This is a genomic window from Bradyrhizobium tunisiense (assembly GCF_042263385.1).
GTDB lineage: Bacteria > Pseudomonadota > Alphaproteobacteria > Rhizobiales > Xanthobacteraceae > Bradyrhizobium > Bradyrhizobium tunisiense.
Genome location: NZ_JBHLEV010000005.1, coordinates 309,110 through 325,249, shown reverse-complemented (window position 1 = coordinate 325,249; position 16,140 = coordinate 309,110). Strand labels below are relative to the sequence as shown.

The window sequence follows — 16,140 nt, the reverse complement described above, 5'->3', positions numbered from 1 at the left end:
GCGTCCTTTTACGATGCTGCAAGTTCAGCAGCGCTTTTCCCGACGATGGACTCATCAACGGCCTTCATGATGCCGTGCTCCATCAGCATGTCCTCGAGCTCGTCCATGGTGATCGGAGTCGGGATGATGCCTTTGCCGCCATTGTTGTGGATCCTGCCCGCGAGGTTGCGATAGTGATCCGCCTGCTTGGAGTCCGGCGCGTATTCCAACACGGTCATGCGCCGCAGCTCCGCATGCTGCACGATGTTGTCGCGCGGCACGAAATAAATCAGCTCAGTGCCGAGCTTTTTGGCGAGCGCTTCCGCGAGCTCCAGCTCCTTGTCGGTCTGCCGCTCGTTGCAGATGAGGCCACCGAGCCGCACGCCGCCGGAGCTCGCATATTTCAGAATACCCTTGGAGATGTTGTTGGCGGCGTACATGGCCATCATCTCGCCGGACATCACGATGTAGATTTCCTGCGCCTTGTTCTCGCGGATCGGCATCGCAAAGCCGCCGCAGACGACGTCGCCGAGGACGTCATAGGAAACGTAGTCGCGCTCCTCATAGGCGCCGTTCTCCTCCAGGAAGTTGATCGAGGTGATGACGCCGCGGCCTGCGCAGCCGACCCCGGGCTCCGGGCCACCCGACTCGACGCAGCGGATGTCCTTATAGCCGATCTTCATCACGTCCTCGAGTTCGAGGTCCTCGACGCTGCCGGCATCGGCAGCCAGACTCAGGATCGTATCCTGCGCCTTGGCGTGCAGAATAAGGCGAGTGGAGTCCGCTTTGGGATCGCAGCCCACGATCAGGATCTTGTGACCCATCTCCGCCAGCGCCGCCAGCGTGTTCTGGGACGTGGTCGACTTTCCGATACCACCCTTGCCGTAGAACGCGATTTGTCTCAGTGAAGCCATGTTGCTCTCTCCATCAACCGATTTGCCAAAGATTGCGTGCTGTTTTGCACGCGAGCTTGTTTCTCTTTCAGAAACGGGGCACACGGGCCTAAGGGAAGGAGAGCATCGCTCGTCGTACGCGTCGGCGTGCACTCAGCCCTTACTCAGTGTTGCTGCGTTCTAATAGCAACGGCCGTGCCAACGCCGGCCCCGCTGTTTAACCTTCTGATGATGCACTGCAAAATATGCCAGGCCGCCGATCGAGCTGGATGTTTCGAACCTGACAGCAGCTGCGCGGCTGTGTGCAATCTGACAGCGCTCACAATTTTTGAGGAAACTTAAGTCTGATTGCGGCGCATTCGTGCGCCAGACGGAACTCCCCTGCCGGATGGTTTGAAATGCAACTGCGGTCGAGCCTCTCGGCACGATTTTCAGAAGCGATGCTCCGATCAGCAACGAAGTTCGAGCGGCCTCGTGCACCAAAGACAGGTGTTCGCGCTTGATGAAGATGTGATGACCGGTTGGTCTTACCGGTCGCGCTGCAGCACGACATCGAAACCGAGACGTTTCCGATGTCCGATTGGCTCGAATTCCACTTGGTGCTGACTGCGGTCCTCACGAGAGCGACGCATGCGCGGGCACTGATCGGTCATCGAGAGCCTGACTCGGGCCGTTCGCGTGCGGCTTCTTCACGACAATCGACGCGGAGATCGCGATCGAGACATTAATGGCTGACCCACATGGCCGCTCCCGGACCGGCTGCCTTCGATCAAGTTCCAGAGGTTCCTCGCAGAGAACTGCGCGCATGCCCCTGTTGATGGACGCGCCAGTCATCGTTTTCACGAATTCGATCCTCATCGGCGCGAAAGCGGCAGCGCACCCCGACATCGGCGATCTTTTCCACGTCCCGGAACTCGTCACGGCGGCAACGGTGATGCGCTATGACCGCACCCGCGAAAGGGCCGTGAACGTCTGCGAATGCAACCCCAGTCACCCCGAAGGGTCTCTTGTCGCCAAAACAATGCCAATCGCGAGCAGCGGATCGGCTGTGATCTGGATGCAGTGTTCGGACCGGTCGATCAAGTGCAGGTCATAATGCGGAAAGCTGCGAAAGGGCGGCTCGGTGACATCAGAGGCATCGCACCGCACCAGGGCGAGATGGGGAAAGCGGCGCCGCAGATCGGTCAAGGGGCTCGCGCGGCCTTTTGCCGCCGTGATCACTTGTTCAAGTTCGATCAATTCGTTTTCGTCCAGTGCCATGGCCGCCTTTATCGTTTGTGTGCGTAAACAATTGCGTTATCGCCAGAACACCCGGTCGAGATCGGCATTAACCTCATCAGTCAATGCGCTCAGACGCTGATGGACGCTGTGGAATTGCCAGATTCCTCGCGCATGGTCTTTCCAAAACAGCTTCCACAGTCCGCATACGGCGTCATAATGGATCAACGCGACATCAATCACGCGGCCATCCTTGTCGATGTCGCGTGAGCAGCAGGGACTCTCGATGAGATAGCCCCCCTTAACCGGCTTCACACTGGGTGAGACATAACGATAGCGTCTGCGGGAGCCCAATGCGCATTCGATCCGCTTGCGATCGACCTCGTTCGGGTGAGCGTTCAGGCCGACGACTGCCCTTTTCATGACCGCAGCATTCATTGTGAAAGCCTCTTAAAGCCACGTTCTTTGCGCTTCAGGACAGCAGACCGGCCGCCCCGGCAAAACTGTAGAAGCTAAGTCTGTACGTTCGCTTGCGTGTGCGCTTTCAAGCGTACGATTTCGCCGATACGGCCCGGCGCCCACCAAAAGGTCGTCAAGGGCCCAGGCGCGAAACAAGCCGCCGTTGATGGGGCCGCTGGCGGATTTGAGCGGGCGCCACTCGGATGTCGAATGAAGGGGCGCGATCATGATGGGGTCCCTTCCCGCAATGGCTGACCGTCGAGCTTGGTGCGTGCGTCAACCGAATCAAGTTCCTTGCATTTCATTCCGACGCGGCGGCCGGTTTGAAGAAACTCGACACCGTAGACGTAGAATTGCTGCAGGAACGTGCCGATGGAAACGACGTAACCGACCTCGCCTTTCTTGGCCAGGATGTCCCCGATATCCTTGCCGGCGTAGGTCCCGTCATTGCGAACGGTGCGATTGGCCTTCACCTTTTCACCAAGGTTGAAGACCGGCGGTCCATCCAGCTCTGTGACGTCACTGTCGCGGACGATGTTGCTCATGCATCACTCCGTCGTGAACTTGATCGGGCCGCATTCTGCGAGCTCGCTGGCCGCCGTGGCCGCGATTGCCGGCATGAAGCCGGCGATTCTCTGCAGCTACTGTCAACGTGAACTCCATGACGCTTACGCTCGTTCAGGCCGGCGGCTGGTATCGCGGCAATGAGGTGTCGATGACGCAGGTCTTGTCGACCGGACAGACCGCAACACATTGCGGCTCCTCGAAGTGACCGATGCATTCGGTACATTTTTTCGGGTCAATCACGAACGTTCCGCCCATCTCGAAGATTGCCACGTTGGGACATTCGGTCTCACAAGCGGAGCAGCCTGTGCATTGCGAAGAAATGATCTTGAACGGCATCCGATGTCCTCTTCACGCCACCGACATCATCGGGTCCTGCCGGATCGCTCCGTCACCCCGGTCGACATGCTGGATCTCGCCGCTCTTCACCTTCTTGAGATAAGAGCTGAACCATGCGATCGCGGACGTCTCGATGAACTCGTGCGCGTATTGATCGACCGGCTCGATGCCAGCCTTGTGGAGTTCGCTCGTCGGCCGACCACCGATCCTGGCGACGAACACGGCATGGCAGTCATTGATAGAGCGGATGATGGCCGCAAGGTCATCCTGCGCGCCATGGCCGCCTTGGCAGTAGTGATCGACGCGGCGGTGATCGACGAATTTTGCGCCGGATCTCGATACTTCATACACCTGAAACTCGTTGGCATGCCCAAAATGCTCATTGATGAGCCCAGCGCCCTTGGTTGCGACCGCAATCAGCACTTTGATATCGCTTGTCCCGCCTGCATGCTCCTGCACTTCCTCCTGCCTTGGCATTATCCTGGCGCGGCGTTCCGCCTCGATTCCAGCCTGGGTGGCCTTGCGCGCCTCAGGGTCGTAGTTGACGGTCATGGTCACAATCTTCTCCTTCGTAAACTCCGCGCTTCGATCCTCGCCGAGCAGTCCGACCGCGTCGGCGCGGCATTGGCGGCAATGGCGCATCATGTTCATCTCGCCTTCGCATGCGTCCTGCAGTGCCTTCAATTCGCTTGTCCTCGGCACGCGCTGGCCCTTGAGACCGAACATGGTGCCGTGCTCGGGGGCTGCGATCAGCGGCATGATGTTGTGCAGGAAAGCGCCGCGCGACTTCACGGCTTTGTTGACCTCAACCAGGTGCCGTTCGTTGATGCCCGGGATCATCACTGAATTGATCTTGCAAAGAATGCCTCGCGCGGAGAGCATTTCGAGGCCCTCGAGCTGACGTCTGGTGAGGATTTTCGCCGCCTCGAGCCCGCTGTATCGCTTGTGGTTATAGAAGATCCACGGATAGATCCGGGCGCCGATCTCGGGATCGGTCATGTTGATTGTGATGGTGACGTGCTCGATGTTCAGCCGGGCGATGGTGTCGACGTGATCGGGCAAGGCGAGCCCGTTGGTCGATAGACACAGTTTGATGTCGGGCGCAGCTTTGGCTACGAGCTCGAAAGTTCTGAAGGTCTTGTCTGGATTTGCCAGGGGATCGCCGGGACCGGCAATGCCAAGCACAGTCATCTGCGGAATGCGGGAGGCGACCGCGAGCACCTTTTTGGCCGCCTGCTCGGGCGTGAGCTTCTCGCTGGTCACACCCGGGCGCGATTCATTGGCGCAGTCATATTTGCGATTGCAGTAGTTGCACTGCATGTTGCAAGCTGGCGCGACCGCAACATGCATGCGCGCGTAGTGGTGATGCGCCTCGACGCTGTAGCAGGGGTGCGTCTTCACCTTGTCCCAGATCGCCGGCGGCAGATCGCCTTGGCCCCCGTGTGGCCCGCAGCTCGCTTTGCCGCCGCGAACCGAGATGCCGCAGCTTTTAGTCTCGGCGGCCAGCATGGCCTCGCCGCCTTCTCGTACATTTTTAGCGCTGCTGCCGCGCTCCACTGCGTCCATGTCGAGTTCTTTCTCCAAGCCAAACAGGCTTCCCGGAGCCACTCCTGAGCGAGCCTTTGAACGTGGGTTAGCAACTCGCATGCCACCGCGGCAGGCGACAGACTTTCTCATTTGTACCAATCTGTTAGCGAGAGCGATCTGCCCTGTTGCGCAGCCGACAGCAAGCATGCGGCGTGTTGGAAATCCGACAGACGTTGGGATGCAGGGAGCGATTGCCGCACCTGTCAACCAACGCGCTCCCGCTCAGCGGCACCGGCGCCTTTCACTGTGATCGGACGACTGCCACGGCTGGACCGAGGTGGGCGGGCTTCGCTTTGCCAGCGCCTCTAATTGGCCAGCAAGATCTCCACGGCCCGCGGGATCGCAATCGCGAGCGGGGTCAAGCCCTGGTCGAGCAGGAATCTCAGCTCGTTGCGCGAGAGGGCATCCGGTTCGACAAGTGCGTAGTGAACGTCTGCCGAGCGCTTCGTGATCTGCCGCGCAAAAATGCGTAGCAGCTGATCGTCGAACCGACAGCCGATGAAAAGAAAGCTCCGTCCAAGCCGCCGCTGCTTGACGATCTCCGGAATGGGCGACTGGATATCGATCTCGGTCAGGACCTCGACATAATCGGCGTCGGAGATCAGGAAGTTCCTTGCCGGCAGCACGCCACCATGCGGCTTGTAGAGGACCGTGGTCCAGGCGCCGGCAGCCGGGGACTCGACCTCTACGCCATCGGCATCATAGAAACGGTACCAGCGAACCTCGCCGATGCCGGCGCGGGTAATCCCTTGCACTTCGCCCCATCCCTCACGCTTGCCAAGCGATGCGCGCATCGCGCCATCATACCAGGTATCGACGATCATGGGTAAGCGTAACGCAGAAAGATGACGATGCAAGGCTGTCGGCTCGACCGGTGCGGCAAACGCCTGGGCCATCAACCCTGTCACGGTAGACCGATGCTTGTTGCTCTCAATATGCTGTGCTGCAGCCCAAGGATTGCCGCGGGCCCGGCGCGGCAGCGCGACCTTGGTGCCGAAGAAGATCGCCAGCGCGTCAGGTGTCACTGGCACGTTAGGCTTGGACAACTCGGCGAGCCCGGGCCCGAGATAGGGAACAATGCTGCCGGCATGCAGTCTGGCCGCAACATTGGCGAGCAGCGCCTCTGCATCCGTCCCTTTGAGACAGTTGATTTGCGGCATTGCGCTCATCGTTCATCGCCGTCCCCGCCAATCCTTTTGGCATTGACCGTGATCGGCAGCGGCGTATCGCTCGCCATCTCGGGCAGGTCGAGCACCCATCCATTCGTTAATCTGATCCAACCGCCCCACAGTGTCTCGTGCTCGGATTCGACGATCCGCTCTTCAAGATCCTTCTTGGGCACATAAATCGACAGGCCCGCCTCGGGAGAGCGGCGGATCATGACTTTCATGAGATCAACTCCAGGAATTACGGATTGCTAGCGGGGCGAGCTCTCGGGACATGCCACGCAGACGAACCAGGATGTCGGACAGCGCACGCACGACCTGATCGATTTCTTCAGCGGTGGTTTCATGGGACAGCGAAAAGCGCACCGCGCCGGGCAGGCTGCTCGCCGGCACATGCATGGCGCGCAGCACATGCGATGGCTCCATCGCGCCTGAGCTACAAGCCGACCCGAGCGACGCGGCAATGCCGGCGCGATTGAGGTGATGGACGATCGCTTCCCCTTCGAGGCCCTCGAAGGCGATATTGATTGTGTTCGGCAGCCGGTTACAGTGGTCGCCAAGGGCCGTGCAGTGACCGTTCTGCAAGATCGACTGCTCCAGACGATCGCGCAGCGCAGCAACACGAACGCGCGCTCGGTCGAGCCGCTCTGCAGCAAGCTCTGCCGCTTTTCCGAGACCGACGATGCCGGGGATGTTCTCGGTTCCACCGCGGCGCCGGCGTTCTTGTCCTCCGCCCCGGATCAGCGGCCTGAATGTCGTGCCTTTGCGTAAGTAAAGCGCGCCGATTCCCTTGGGTCCGTGCAGCTTGTGCCCGGACAGCGACAGCATGTCGATAACGCTGGCCTTCAGGTCAATGGGTACCCTGCCGACCGCCTGCACGGCATCGGTATGAAACAGCGCGCCCGAGGCGCGCGCCCATCCAGCCAGACGTTCCACCGGGAAGATGGTGCCGGTCTCGTTGTTAGCCCACATCACCGATGCAATCGCCGTACGTGGTCCAAGCGCCGATCGAAACGCCTCAAGGTCGAGCCGGCCGCGCGAATCCACCGCGATCAGATGAACCTTGGCCCCGCTTTGGGCCACCTGTTCGACCAGCGCCAGGATCGCCTGATGCTCGACCGAGGTGGTGACGATCTCGTCCCGGCCCTCCTGCGTCGCCAGCGCTGAGAGAATGGCGGCGTTGTTGGATTCCGTCCCGCCAGAAGTAAAGACGATCTCGTCATCATGGGCAGCCCCTACTAGCGCCTGCACGCTGCGGCGTGCCTGCCGCATGGCGCCCGCGACCTGCCTGCCAAAGGCATGGGCTGAGGAGGCATTGCCGAACCGCTCGGCGAAAAATGGCAACATGGCCTGCACGACCGACGGATCCGTTCGGGTCGTCGCATTGTTGTCGAGATAAATAGCCACTGAAACCCTGCTCAATATGGCGCCGAAGGCGCGCCGGCAACCGGGATCAGGCGAACGAATTCGCCGAGCTTTTCGATCAGCCGCGCCTGAATGCCCTCCAGCGTCGCAGCTGACAGCTTGCAGAGCACGCAGGCCCCCGTCAGCTTGACCATGATCTTGGTCCCGTCGATCGCAACCAGCTGACAGTCACCACCGTCGCGCTTCAGATTGGGGCGGACCTCCTCGAGCACGGCGCAAATCACTTGCTCCCGGTCCATCTCGGCGGCCGTCGTTTGCTTCAGTTGCTTGGATTCGGCCAGCATGCTTGCGACCTCGTTCATCAGCTGAAGGATTTACCGCACGAGCAGCCCGCGTTGGCGTTCGGGTTGTCGAAGGTGAATCCGGAGCCCTCCTGCGCCAGCACGAAATCGATGGTGGTGCCGGCGAGATATTTGTGGCTGTCGTTGTCGACGAACAACTTGACCCCGTCGCGCTCGATCACCTTATCGTCCGACGTCGTCTCAGTGGCCAAGCCCATGATGTATTTGAACCCGGCACAGCCGCCGGACTCAACCGTAATGCGCAAGCCGCTTGCTCCCGATGTTGAGATCACCCCCCTGACCGCATTCAGTGCGTTATCTGTCAATTTGATCATGCTCACTCTTTCACCTCGCGTGGCTCGGCTGACTGCAAGTTGGCAATTCGCATGCCAGCGCACGCGCGCCTGATAAGGCTTCCGTTTTTCAACTCTCGCCTGTTGGCTTTGCGACTCGTGTCGGCTTCCCGACGCGGCGATTTCGGGATTTAAGCGCGCTTGCGCGTTTCTTCAGGCGTTTACACGGATGAAATGCGGTGCATGGGTCGGCAAGCAATTTGCATTTCCGTGCTGCGCCGGTCGTGGGCCGGCGATGAGCTTAGATCGAGGACGATTTTCATGACTGCAATCGAGAACACCGCGCTCGGCCGGCTGGACAAGGAGGGGCGACTTCTCAATGCCGTTCTCAAGGGCGAGACGACCAGGCCGGGCCGATTCGGTTTTCGTGGCGATATCGCGTTGAAGTTCCAGGCCCAACTCGCGGACGAGAAGCGGCCGCCGGATTATTCAATCGAGCAGGTCCTGACGGTCGCGCAGGAGGGCGAAAGCACAATCCCGGTGCTGGCCGGTTATCTGCATTCATTGGCCTATCTGACCGACGTCAGTAGCGTTCTGGACGGCGCGCTGAGGCCCGACGGGCGCTACTTCATGTTCTGCAACAATATAGATCTGTTGGCGAAATACCAGACCAAGGTCGGCGACATCACCTTTCACATCCTCCCGTGCGATGAATCGACGGTCTGGAAAGAGATGATGGACCTGGCCGGGCTCGATAAGAACGACTTCAAGAAATTCGATGCAGGCGGCAAGCTGGACTACCTGCTCGGCGCAGCCACTGCTCTCGATGCCTCCTATGAGGAAATCCCTTACGAAGACGGGCTGAAGCGGATGGGGCCCGTGAAAAACCGCAACCACAATCGCCCGGTCTGAGCGCTGACTTTGGATCTCGTCGAAGCGGCCTCCTCGACAGGTCGCGCCGTCAGCAGATGTCGCGGTCCATTTCCATCAAAGTGATGAGCGAGCCGCTCGCGTTGCGACGCGATCAACGCGGCGGCCGCGCGAAGCCGATCCGCGGCGACTCGATCGGACAGATGCCGGTGCGGCCAGGAACTTCTTGCGTTGGAACTCAAATTGACGGCGATCCCACCCTTGCGGCAACGAACAGAGTCCCCGGCACCCTACAAGGGCAACCAATGGCCTCGCGGCTGTCGTCCTCGTCAACGATCGCGAGATGAAACCCACGGGGCTAGCGCACTGAACGCTTTCGGACCAAGAACCGACATGGATGCTTCTGGCTTTCTGCGCGATGTGGGTTTCCAAACAGGTTCGCGATTCTTCAACAAGCCGTTCGTTGCTTTGGGACAGAACTCATGCTGAACGGACCTGCAATCGTTCGCGGCAAGAGAGCCAAGGCATCTGTCAATTGGCGCAGCTCTTGCTCAGGTGTTCGACGCAATCATCCAGCGCAACTGCTTTGTCGGCAGCGTTTGCAGAAGCGAGGATACTTCTCTTCGAGGTCTGAATGTCTTTAGAAACTGATCGTCAGGATCGACTGTTCGCGATTATCCTCGGCACCAATGAGATTGCGTCTGCGATCGCCGTCCAGCTAGCGCGCGGCGGAACTTGCGTGGTGCTGTCGCACGATCCCGATCCGCCTGTGATCCGGCGCAGGATGGCGTTCCATGACGCGCTGTTCGCCGGGACGGCACAGGTCGAAGATATTGTGGGTGAACGCCTCGACGACGCCATGCAGGTGCTCAGGGTAATCCGCGGGGACGCTAGCCGACGAAGACGGGTCATCGTCTCCCGTCTCGGCCTTGTCGACCTCCTTCCGATCCGCCGCATTGACGTGCTGATCGACGCACGTCTGCAGAAGCGCCAGATCAAGCCCGACCTGCGGCGGCTCGCGGGACTGACCATAGGTCTGGGCCCAGGCTTCTCCAAGAGCACGAATTGCGATGTCGCGATCGAAACCCGGCCCGGCAGGATCGGCCTGGTCCAGCAAAACGGCTGGACGGATGCGGCTAACGGAATTGCGAGCCGGCTCGGTGATCTCGGCGCCGAACGTTTCGTTTATTCCAGCCTTGATGGCACCTGGCGAACGTCAGTCGCAATTGGAACGCATGTCGACAAGGATCTCGTGCTCGGCCATCTTTCCGGCGCGCCCGTCATGGCGCCGCGCGATGGCGTATTGCGCGGCATCATCCGTGACGGGACCGAGGTTCCTTCCGGCGTCAAGCTGCTCGAGATCGACCCGCGCGGCGTACTGGCGCAATGGACCGGTATCGACGACCGCGGCCGGGCAATCGCCAACGCGACGCTAAGTGCGGTCCTTCGAGGCGCGGCGCAGCGGTTCGGCCTGGTCGTTCAACCGGAGATGTCGGGACACGCGTGACGCGCTGCCGCACCAGCCACCTGGAGCGCGTCACTTTGCCTTTTGGACAGTGTCGACAAACCCGCCCCGCAGCGGGCGGGCCGAGCCAGCATGGGACAGTAACGTTGCAGACCTCAATCCTCAAAAGGCATTACGATGCCCGCCTGCCCTGGTACACCATCTATCCAACAGTGCCGGAGTTCTCGGCAGCGGTTGGCCCCAAGGATTGTGAGGAATGGCTGAGGCGCCTGCCGACCGACGACGCCGTGTCGCTCTATCTCCACGTTCCATTTTGCCGGTCGATCTGCTGGTATTGCGGCTTTCCGAGGACCAGCACTGGCCGGGATGCGCCGATCCTCGACTATCTGGCGGTCCTGCATGAGGAAACCCGTCTGGTCGCGGCGCAAGCGCCGCCTGCGCTGCCCGTGAGCGATGTGCATTTCGGCGGCGGAACCCCGACCCTCATCCCGCCATCCGAGTTCCCGGCCCTGATGGACGTCCTGCGCCGCCGCTTCACCTTGAGGGAAGGGGCTGCGGTCGCCGTCGAGATCGACCCGCGCACCTTCACAGTCGAAATGGCTGAAACTCTCGGAGCCGCCGGCGTCAACCGCGCAAGCCTGGGTGTGCAGAGCTTCGATCCCGTCGTTCAAAAGGCCATCAACCGGATCCAGAGTGAAGCGGAGACGGCGGGTGCCGTCGAAAATCTTCGCGGGAATGGAATAACCCGCATTAACTTCGACCTCATCTATGGTCTGCCAAATCAGACAGTGCAGTCCTGCGTCCGGACCGCCGAGACGGTGGTGGCGATGCGCCCCGACCGCCTTGCTGTGTCCGGTTACGCGCATGTTCCCTCCTACAAGAAAAATCAGCGTCTGATCGATGAGGCCCTGCTGCCGGACACGGTTGCCCGTGCCGAACAGGCTGCGGCGGTAGGCGACACGCTGGTTGCTGCCGGGTACTGCCAAATCGGGCTGGACCATTTCGCCTTGCCGGACGACGAACTCGCGCTGGCGCAGAAGACCGGTCGCTTGCGACGTAACTCGTTGGGGTACTCGGCTGATACGTGTCAAACCGTTATCGGCCTCGGTGCCTCGGCCATCGGCCGTGTCGGCCACGGCTATGTCCTGAACGAGGTTGCAACGGGTTCCTACACGCGGCACATCCGCGCTGGCCGTCTGGCGACGTCAAAGGGCTATCCTCTCTGCAACGAAGACCGCGTCCGGGCCGCGATCATCGAGCGGCTGATGTGCGATCTGGAGGCTGATGTTCCGGCAATCTGTACAGCCTTTGGATTTGATCCGGTTCCCCTGCTCGATTCAGCTGAACGCTTGCAAATTCTCGCCGAGGACGGGGTCGTGGACATCGAAAGCGGCTTCATCCGCGTGAGACAAGAGTACCGCTTTTTGCTCCGCGCTGTCGCTGCCGCATTCGACGCTTATCTGGACCGCTCACCCTATTAATCCATTGCGGATGACGTTTGTGGAAGGCAACCACAACCGGCAAGCGCCGGGCGTGATGGGTTGCCTGATGCAAGTGGGCTGCCTTGAAATTCGGCTGTGTCATCAATCCGGCGAGACCAGCGATCACCGCCCCGAGCTCTGGCGGCTGGACTTCGCCTTGCTCCCGCGCGCGCGTTCGCCAGTGACTTACACGCGCCGCGCTGACGCCAAAACGCTCCGTCACCTCCCGACCTGAAACACCGCTCCAAATATAGACAAGCACCCGTTCACGAAGATCCATCGACAACAGTTTCGCCATCCCCGCAGGTTTCCATCCCGGCGACGAGCTTTCATCATCAAACCGCCGATCTGGACATCCCCAGCAACTCAGCCAGATGGACTAACGCTCACAACCAGCGCGAAAGCTGTCCCTCTGGCGAGATGCGCAAAGCTCAATTTGAACAGACAACCCCAACAGCATCGCGGCGTTTGAGGTTCCGCTGAGCGAACAGCGACCTCGTCTCAAACGACCGAGATCTCAAATGCCATGATGCCGACGGCTAGCTTGCCGCCGAAATATGGCCGAAGTCGGTGACCTGCCTCTCGAACAGCCCGCGATAGATGCCGCCGGGCCGCTTGGTCAGGGCAACATGTGTGCCCTGCTCGACGATACCGCCGCGATCAAACACCAGGATGCGATCGAGGCTGCGCACCGTCGACAGGCGGTGTGCGATCACGATCGAGGTGCGCCCCTTCATCAGCCGCTCCATCGCCTGCTGGATCAGCGCCTCCGATTCCGAATCCAGGCTCGAGGTCGCCTCGTCCAGGATCAGCACCGGTGCATCCGCCAGGAAGGCGCGCGCCAGCGCCACGCGCTGTCGTTCGCCGCCCGAGAGCTTGACGCCGCGCTCGCCAACCAGCGTGCCGTAGCCCCTCGGCAGCCGCAGGATGAAGTCATGCGCGTTTGCGAACCGCGCCGCCTGCTCGATCGCCTCCCGGCTGGCCCCCGGCCGGCCATAGGCGATGTTCTCGGTAAGCGAGCGGTGGAACAGGATCGGATCCTGCTGCACGATCGCGATCTGGCTGCGCAGCGATTGCTGCGTGGCCAGCGCGATGTCCTGGCCGTCGATCAGAACGCGACCATCGGAGACGTCGTAGAGCCGCTGCACCAACTTAGCGAAGGTCGTCTTGCCAGCGCCGGAGCGGCCGACGAGACCGACCCGCTCGCCGGCGCGGATCGTCACCGACAGCCCGTCGTAGAGCGGCGCGATATGGCCGCCATAGTGGAACGTGACGTCGTCGAACACGATCTCGCCGCCCTCGATTGCGATGGGTCGCGCGCCAGCAGCATCGGCGATGCCGATCGGCTCGTCGTGGATGGCGACCAACTCGTCCATGTCGTTGACCGAGCGCTGGAGGTTGTTGATGTGGAAGCCAACGTCACGCAAATAGGCGTGGATGACGTAGTAGCTGGTCAGCACATAGGTGACATCGCCTGGCGTGGCGTTCCCCGCCATCCACAGCAGCACCGAGCCGCCGATCACCGAGCCGCGCAGGCACAACAGCAGCAACAGCTGCGACAGGGCGGCGCAATTGTGGCGCAGCCAGGTCCGTTGTACCCGCACGCGCCAGCGCTTGATGACGCGCGCGAGCCGCGCTTCCTCACGTATTTCGGCGCCGAACGATTTCACCACCGCGTTGCAGGTTACCGCATCCGCCAGCGCGCCGCCGACCTTGGTGTCCCACGCATTGGAGATGCGCGCGGCCGGCGCGATGTAGCGCGTCGAGAACAGCACCGTCATCGTGACATAGGCGAGCGCACCGAGCGCGACCACGAGGCTGAGCGAGGCCCAATACACACCGAGCAGGATTGTCGATCCGATCAGCACCAGCACTGAAGGCGCCAGCGCCGTCAGGATGGTATGGTTCAACAGGTCGAGCGCCCACATGCCGCGGGTGATCTTGCGCACCGTCGAGCCCGCAAAGGAGTTGGCGTGCCAATCGGTCGAGAAGCGCTGCACGCGCATGAAGGCGTCCTGCGCGACATCGGACATCGTCCTGAGCGTGAACGGCACGATCGCCTGCAGGCCTGCGAGCCGCAGCACCATCGACGCTGCGCCCAGCGCAACGATGGCGCCGAATGCGACCAATGTCGCATGGCGCGCGTCGGGATCTGATGGGCCGCGCGTCAGCCCATCGATCAGATGCCCCGAGAACACCGGCATGAAAAGATCGGCGATGGTCGCACCGAGCAGTCCGCCGGCCACGACAAGGGTATGCCCCGGCTGCTTCAGCCAGTGCCGGAACACGAAGGGCAACACGACCCGCATCGCGGTAGAAGGTTTATTAGCTGGAGGGATCATGGCGCAATCAGCCACGCTCATCGGGCAAGCTGGCTCTAACTGACTCAAACCGCAGCGTCGCAAAGGCGCGAGAGATCTCCGGTCCTCGATCGGCCCCCTCCGCCGAGCGAGACGCTCGACGCCAACGGCCCAAGTTGGTGGGACCTGGAAGCCTGGCAGTCTGAGACGACCGGGAACGCCCCGCCTCTTCCACCATACATCTTCGGCCTTTTCTCTTCCATAGCATCCCGCTCGCGAGAAGACTTCTCCTTTGAGGGATCGCAGTCATCGGAAAGCAGGGCGTCGCGCACCTGCCCGGCGGCCGCGACCAAACGTCCATGGCTTTCCGTGAGAAAGAAGAGATAGCGCTTGGAGTACCCCTTGTCGTTGCAGACGACCAGTCGACATATCCATCAGGCTCGTTCGCGCGCACAGACATCAATTGCATTCCGATTTCCTTGGCGCATGACATGCGCAGCGCCATGCCCCCACGATTGCCACGTGTGCGCCGAAACCATCAATTGCTAAGGTTAGTAGTTGACTAGCGCGCAAGGCGTTCCTGCGGGCGCAGGTAACGCGGTTGTTACAAGCTCTGAGTGAGCACGTCTTAGCGTCCGAACCCTGGGCAACCTGATTGGCCCGGAGTCGGCGGTGGCGAATTGCGGACAGTCGTCTCCTCGATCAAGCGTCGGAGGACGCTGAGCGCCATCGGACCGCCTCTTGTCTGAGGGTTAAGTCTGAAAGTCATAACCCCTCTCAGACAAGAGGCGGCCGTGCAAATTCTCCTCGCATGTCGCAATGCGTACGCTTCTCAGGCTCGCCTCGGTTACCGCAGGGTACGCTGCAGAGTTGCTGACGGAGGGCTTGTGACGCGTTGCGACACCCTGCCCACCCTTCTTGGATTCGCCGCTCAAGCACCACATTGCCTTCGGCAAGCGATTTGCATTGCGTATCGCGCCACCGAAGTGACAGGCGCGTGTCTAGCTTGAGGGAGTATTCACATGACGACGGTCAAGAACATCGCGGCGACACCGTTAGAGCACGGAGCGCTCGGCCAAACGCCCCATCCGAACGCGGAACCACAAGGCCAAGCGCTTCGAGGCACACGGCAGGTGACGATCGACTGTAGGTCGCGAACGAGACGCCTCCGCCGAAGTGCTCGGTCAAGCAAACACCGACCATCGAGACGGAGGCCCCGTTTGCGATGCTGGGGCGCTCTCTTCTCACTTATCCGTTCGATCTGCGCCTGTCATGGGAGCCCATTCATCTCCTTCATCCCATACGACTCATAACCTAGACATGCATTGTCAGCCGGCCGGCTAAATCGCCGCCCGTCCTTAGCTACTCTCTCGGTTTCAAGCACAGAAAACCGTTGAACTCCCAAACCGCTTGCAACTTCCAGCTTTGCGGGCCTTACATGGTAGCAGCTTGGATCGGTCTAGACTGGCGGAGGTAACCAGATCGACCGATTCCAGGAAGGCCCGCACGGGGGCTCCGCCGTGCGGGCCTTTTCTTCTCAGGTGTGGCCGACGTCATTCCCGAGCGGCGGTATGGGCCACGTCGCCCAATAGAAATCACATCGCAATTCGATTTCGCTCACACAAGCGGCCGGTTGCGGCGGTCCACGACCGGTTTGTCGCAAGTCGCGCCCGTGACGTTCCAAACCGCCGTAACTTTGGCTGCTGTTGAACATCATCCAACTCAGGGGCCAGAAGAACATTCGGACCGTCAAGAGCTGGATCTGCCGTTCTTTTGCGGCGTCTCCATGATCCGGCTCACCGCCGCATGGATTTGACCTT

The 16,140-nt window shown here is 60.9% G+C and carries 15 protein-coding genes; 3 read left to right on the top strand and 12 right to left on the bottom strand.

Annotated elements, in window-relative coordinates; genetic code table 11:
* Nucleotides 1-8: 8 nt before the first annotated feature.
* The 11 genes from nifH to ACFDR6_RS24110 form a co-directional block, all read right to left on the bottom strand.
* Nucleotides 9-893 carry a nitrogenase iron protein gene (nifH, locus tag ACFDR6_RS24160; RefSeq protein WP_375859743.1) on the bottom strand — a complete coding sequence of 295 codons (885 nt, stop codon included), beginning with the start codon at nt 891-893 and terminating at the stop codon, nt 9-11.
* A gap of 969 nt (nt 894-1,862) precedes the next feature.
* Nucleotides 1,863-2,132: a DUF6129 family protein gene (locus ACFDR6_RS24155; RefSeq protein WP_375859742.1), complete on the bottom strand. Its 270-nt coding sequence runs from the start codon at nt 2,130-2,132 to the stop codon at nt 1,863-1,865.
* Between the two features lie 36 nt (nt 2,133-2,168).
* On the bottom strand, nt 2,169-2,528 hold the full coding sequence (locus ACFDR6_RS24150) for a DUF3024 domain-containing protein (protein ID WP_375859741.1): 360 nt from the start codon (nt 2,526-2,528) through the stop codon (nt 2,169-2,171).
* 245 nt (nt 2,529-2,773) lie between these two features.
* Nucleotides 2,774-3,094: a nitrogen fixation protein NifZ gene (locus ACFDR6_RS24145; RefSeq protein WP_375859740.1), complete on the bottom strand. Its 321-nt coding sequence runs from the start codon at nt 3,092-3,094 to the stop codon at nt 2,774-2,776.
* A 133-nt stretch (nt 3,095-3,227) separates the two neighbouring features.
* The gene (locus tag ACFDR6_RS24140) at nt 3,228-3,452 is read right to left on the bottom strand and encodes a 4Fe-4S binding protein (protein ID WP_375859739.1); all 225 of its coding nucleotides are present in this window, start codon (nt 3,450-3,452) and stop codon (nt 3,228-3,230) included.
* 12 nt (nt 3,453-3,464) lie between these two features.
* Nucleotides 3,465-4,961 (bottom strand): nitrogenase cofactor biosynthesis protein NifB, encoded by a 1,497-nt coding sequence (nifB, locus tag ACFDR6_RS24135; protein ID WP_375859828.1) that lies wholly within the window; start codon nt 4,959-4,961, stop codon nt 3,465-3,467.
* 383 nt (nt 4,962-5,344) lie between these two features.
* A complete protein-coding gene (locus tag ACFDR6_RS24130) occupies nt 5,345-6,208 on the bottom strand; it encodes an SIR2 family NAD-dependent protein deacylase (protein ID WP_375859738.1) in 864 nt (287 codons plus the stop codon).
* Complete coding sequence (gene nifT / locus ACFDR6_RS24125) at nt 6,205-6,429, bottom strand: putative nitrogen fixation protein NifT (protein WP_027545445.1); 225 nt, start codon at nt 6,427-6,429, stop codon at nt 6,205-6,207. The genes ACFDR6_RS24130 and nifT overlap by 4 nt, the downstream gene beginning before the upstream one ends.
* Nucleotides 6,430-6,433: 4 nt before the next feature.
* Nucleotides 6,434-7,627 (bottom strand): cysteine desulfurase NifS, encoded by a 1,194-nt coding sequence (gene nifS / locus ACFDR6_RS24120; protein WP_375859737.1) that lies wholly within the window; start codon nt 7,625-7,627, stop codon nt 6,434-6,436.
* Nucleotides 7,624-7,914: a NifU family protein gene (locus tag ACFDR6_RS24115; RefSeq protein WP_375859736.1), complete on the bottom strand. Its 291-nt coding sequence runs from the start codon at nt 7,912-7,914 to the stop codon at nt 7,624-7,626. Before ACFDR6_RS24115 ends, nifS begins: the two co-directional genes overlap by 4 nt.
* A gap of 17 nt (nt 7,915-7,931) precedes the next feature.
* Nucleotides 7,932-8,246, bottom strand: a complete 315-nt coding sequence (locus ACFDR6_RS24110) for a HesB/IscA family protein (protein ID WP_375859827.1) — start codon at nt 8,244-8,246, stop codon at nt 7,932-7,934.
* 279 nt (nt 8,247-8,525) lie between these two features.
* On the opposite strand from ACFDR6_RS24110, the gene ACFDR6_RS24105 reads away from it, so the two are divergent.
* The 3 genes from ACFDR6_RS24105 to hemN all read left to right on the top strand — a co-directional run bounded on the left by ACFDR6_RS24105 (nt 8,526) and on the right by hemN (nt 12,020).
* The gene (locus ACFDR6_RS24105; RefSeq protein WP_375859826.1) at nt 8,526-9,116 is read left to right on the top strand and encodes a hypothetical protein; all 591 of its coding nucleotides are present in this window, start codon (nt 8,526-8,528) and stop codon (nt 9,114-9,116) included.
* A 592-nt stretch (nt 9,117-9,708) separates the two neighbouring features.
* Complete coding sequence (locus ACFDR6_RS24100; RefSeq protein WP_375859735.1) at nt 9,709-10,581, top strand: xanthine dehydrogenase; 873 nt, start codon at nt 9,709-9,711, stop codon at nt 10,579-10,581.
* A 104-nt stretch (nt 10,582-10,685) separates the two neighbouring features.
* The gene (gene hemN, locus ACFDR6_RS24095) at nt 10,686-12,020 is read left to right on the top strand and encodes an oxygen-independent coproporphyrinogen III oxidase (protein WP_375859734.1); all 1,335 of its coding nucleotides are present in this window, start codon (nt 10,686-10,688) and stop codon (nt 12,018-12,020) included.
* 539 nt (nt 12,021-12,559) lie between these two features.
* On the opposite strand, the gene ACFDR6_RS24090 is transcribed toward hemN, so the two are convergent.
* Nucleotides 12,560-14,362: an ABC transporter ATP-binding protein gene (locus tag ACFDR6_RS24090; RefSeq protein WP_375859733.1), complete on the bottom strand. Its 1,803-nt coding sequence runs from the start codon at nt 14,360-14,362 to the stop codon at nt 12,560-12,562.
* Nucleotides 14,363-16,140 lie beyond the last annotated feature (1,778 nt).

Excerpts from the sequence above, each read along its gene's own strand:
- nifH (WP_375859743.1), bottom strand. The coding sequence starts at position 893 with ATGGCTTCACTGAGACAAATCGCGTTCTACGGCAAGGGTGGTATCGGA.
- ACFDR6_RS24155 (WP_375859742.1), bottom strand. The coding sequence starts at position 2,132 with ATGGCACTGGACGAAAACGAATTGATCGAACTTGAACAAGTGATCACG.
- ACFDR6_RS24150 (WP_375859741.1), bottom strand. The coding sequence starts at position 2,528 with ATGAATGCTGCGGTCATGAAAAGGGCAGTCGTCGGCCTGAACGCTCAC.
- ACFDR6_RS24145 (WP_375859740.1), bottom strand. The coding sequence starts at position 3,094 with ATGAGCAACATCGTCCGCGACAGTGACGTCACAGAGCTGGATGGACCG.
- ACFDR6_RS24140 (WP_375859739.1), bottom strand. The coding sequence starts at position 3,452 with ATGCCGTTCAAGATCATTTCTTCGCAATGCACAGGCTGCTCCGCTTGT.
- nifB (WP_375859828.1), bottom strand. The coding sequence starts at position 4,961 with ATGCTGGCCGCCGAGACTAAAAGCTGCGGCATCTCGGTTCGCGGCGGC.
- ACFDR6_RS24130 (WP_375859738.1), bottom strand. The coding sequence starts at position 6,208 with ATGAGCGCAATGCCGCAAATCAACTGTCTCAAAGGGACGGATGCAGAG.
- nifT (WP_027545445.1), bottom strand. The coding sequence starts at position 6,429 with ATGAAAGTCATGATCCGCCGCTCTCCCGAGGCGGGCCTGTCGATTTAT.
- ACFDR6_RS24115 (WP_375859736.1), bottom strand. The coding sequence starts at position 7,914 with ATGCTGGCCGAATCCAAGCAACTGAAGCAAACGACGGCCGCCGAGATG.
- ACFDR6_RS24110 (WP_375859827.1), bottom strand. The coding sequence starts at position 8,246 with ATGATCAAATTGACAGATAACGCACTGAATGCGGTCAGGGGGGTGATC.
- ACFDR6_RS24105 (WP_375859826.1), top strand. The coding sequence starts at position 8,526 with ATGACTGCAATCGAGAACACCGCGCTCGGCCGGCTGGACAAGGAGGGG.
- ACFDR6_RS24100 (WP_375859735.1), top strand. The coding sequence starts at position 9,709 with ATGTCTTTAGAAACTGATCGTCAGGATCGACTGTTCGCGATTATCCTC.
- ACFDR6_RS24090 (WP_375859733.1), bottom strand. The coding sequence starts at position 14,362 with ATGATCCCTCCAGCTAATAAACCTTCTACCGCGATGCGGGTCGTGTTG.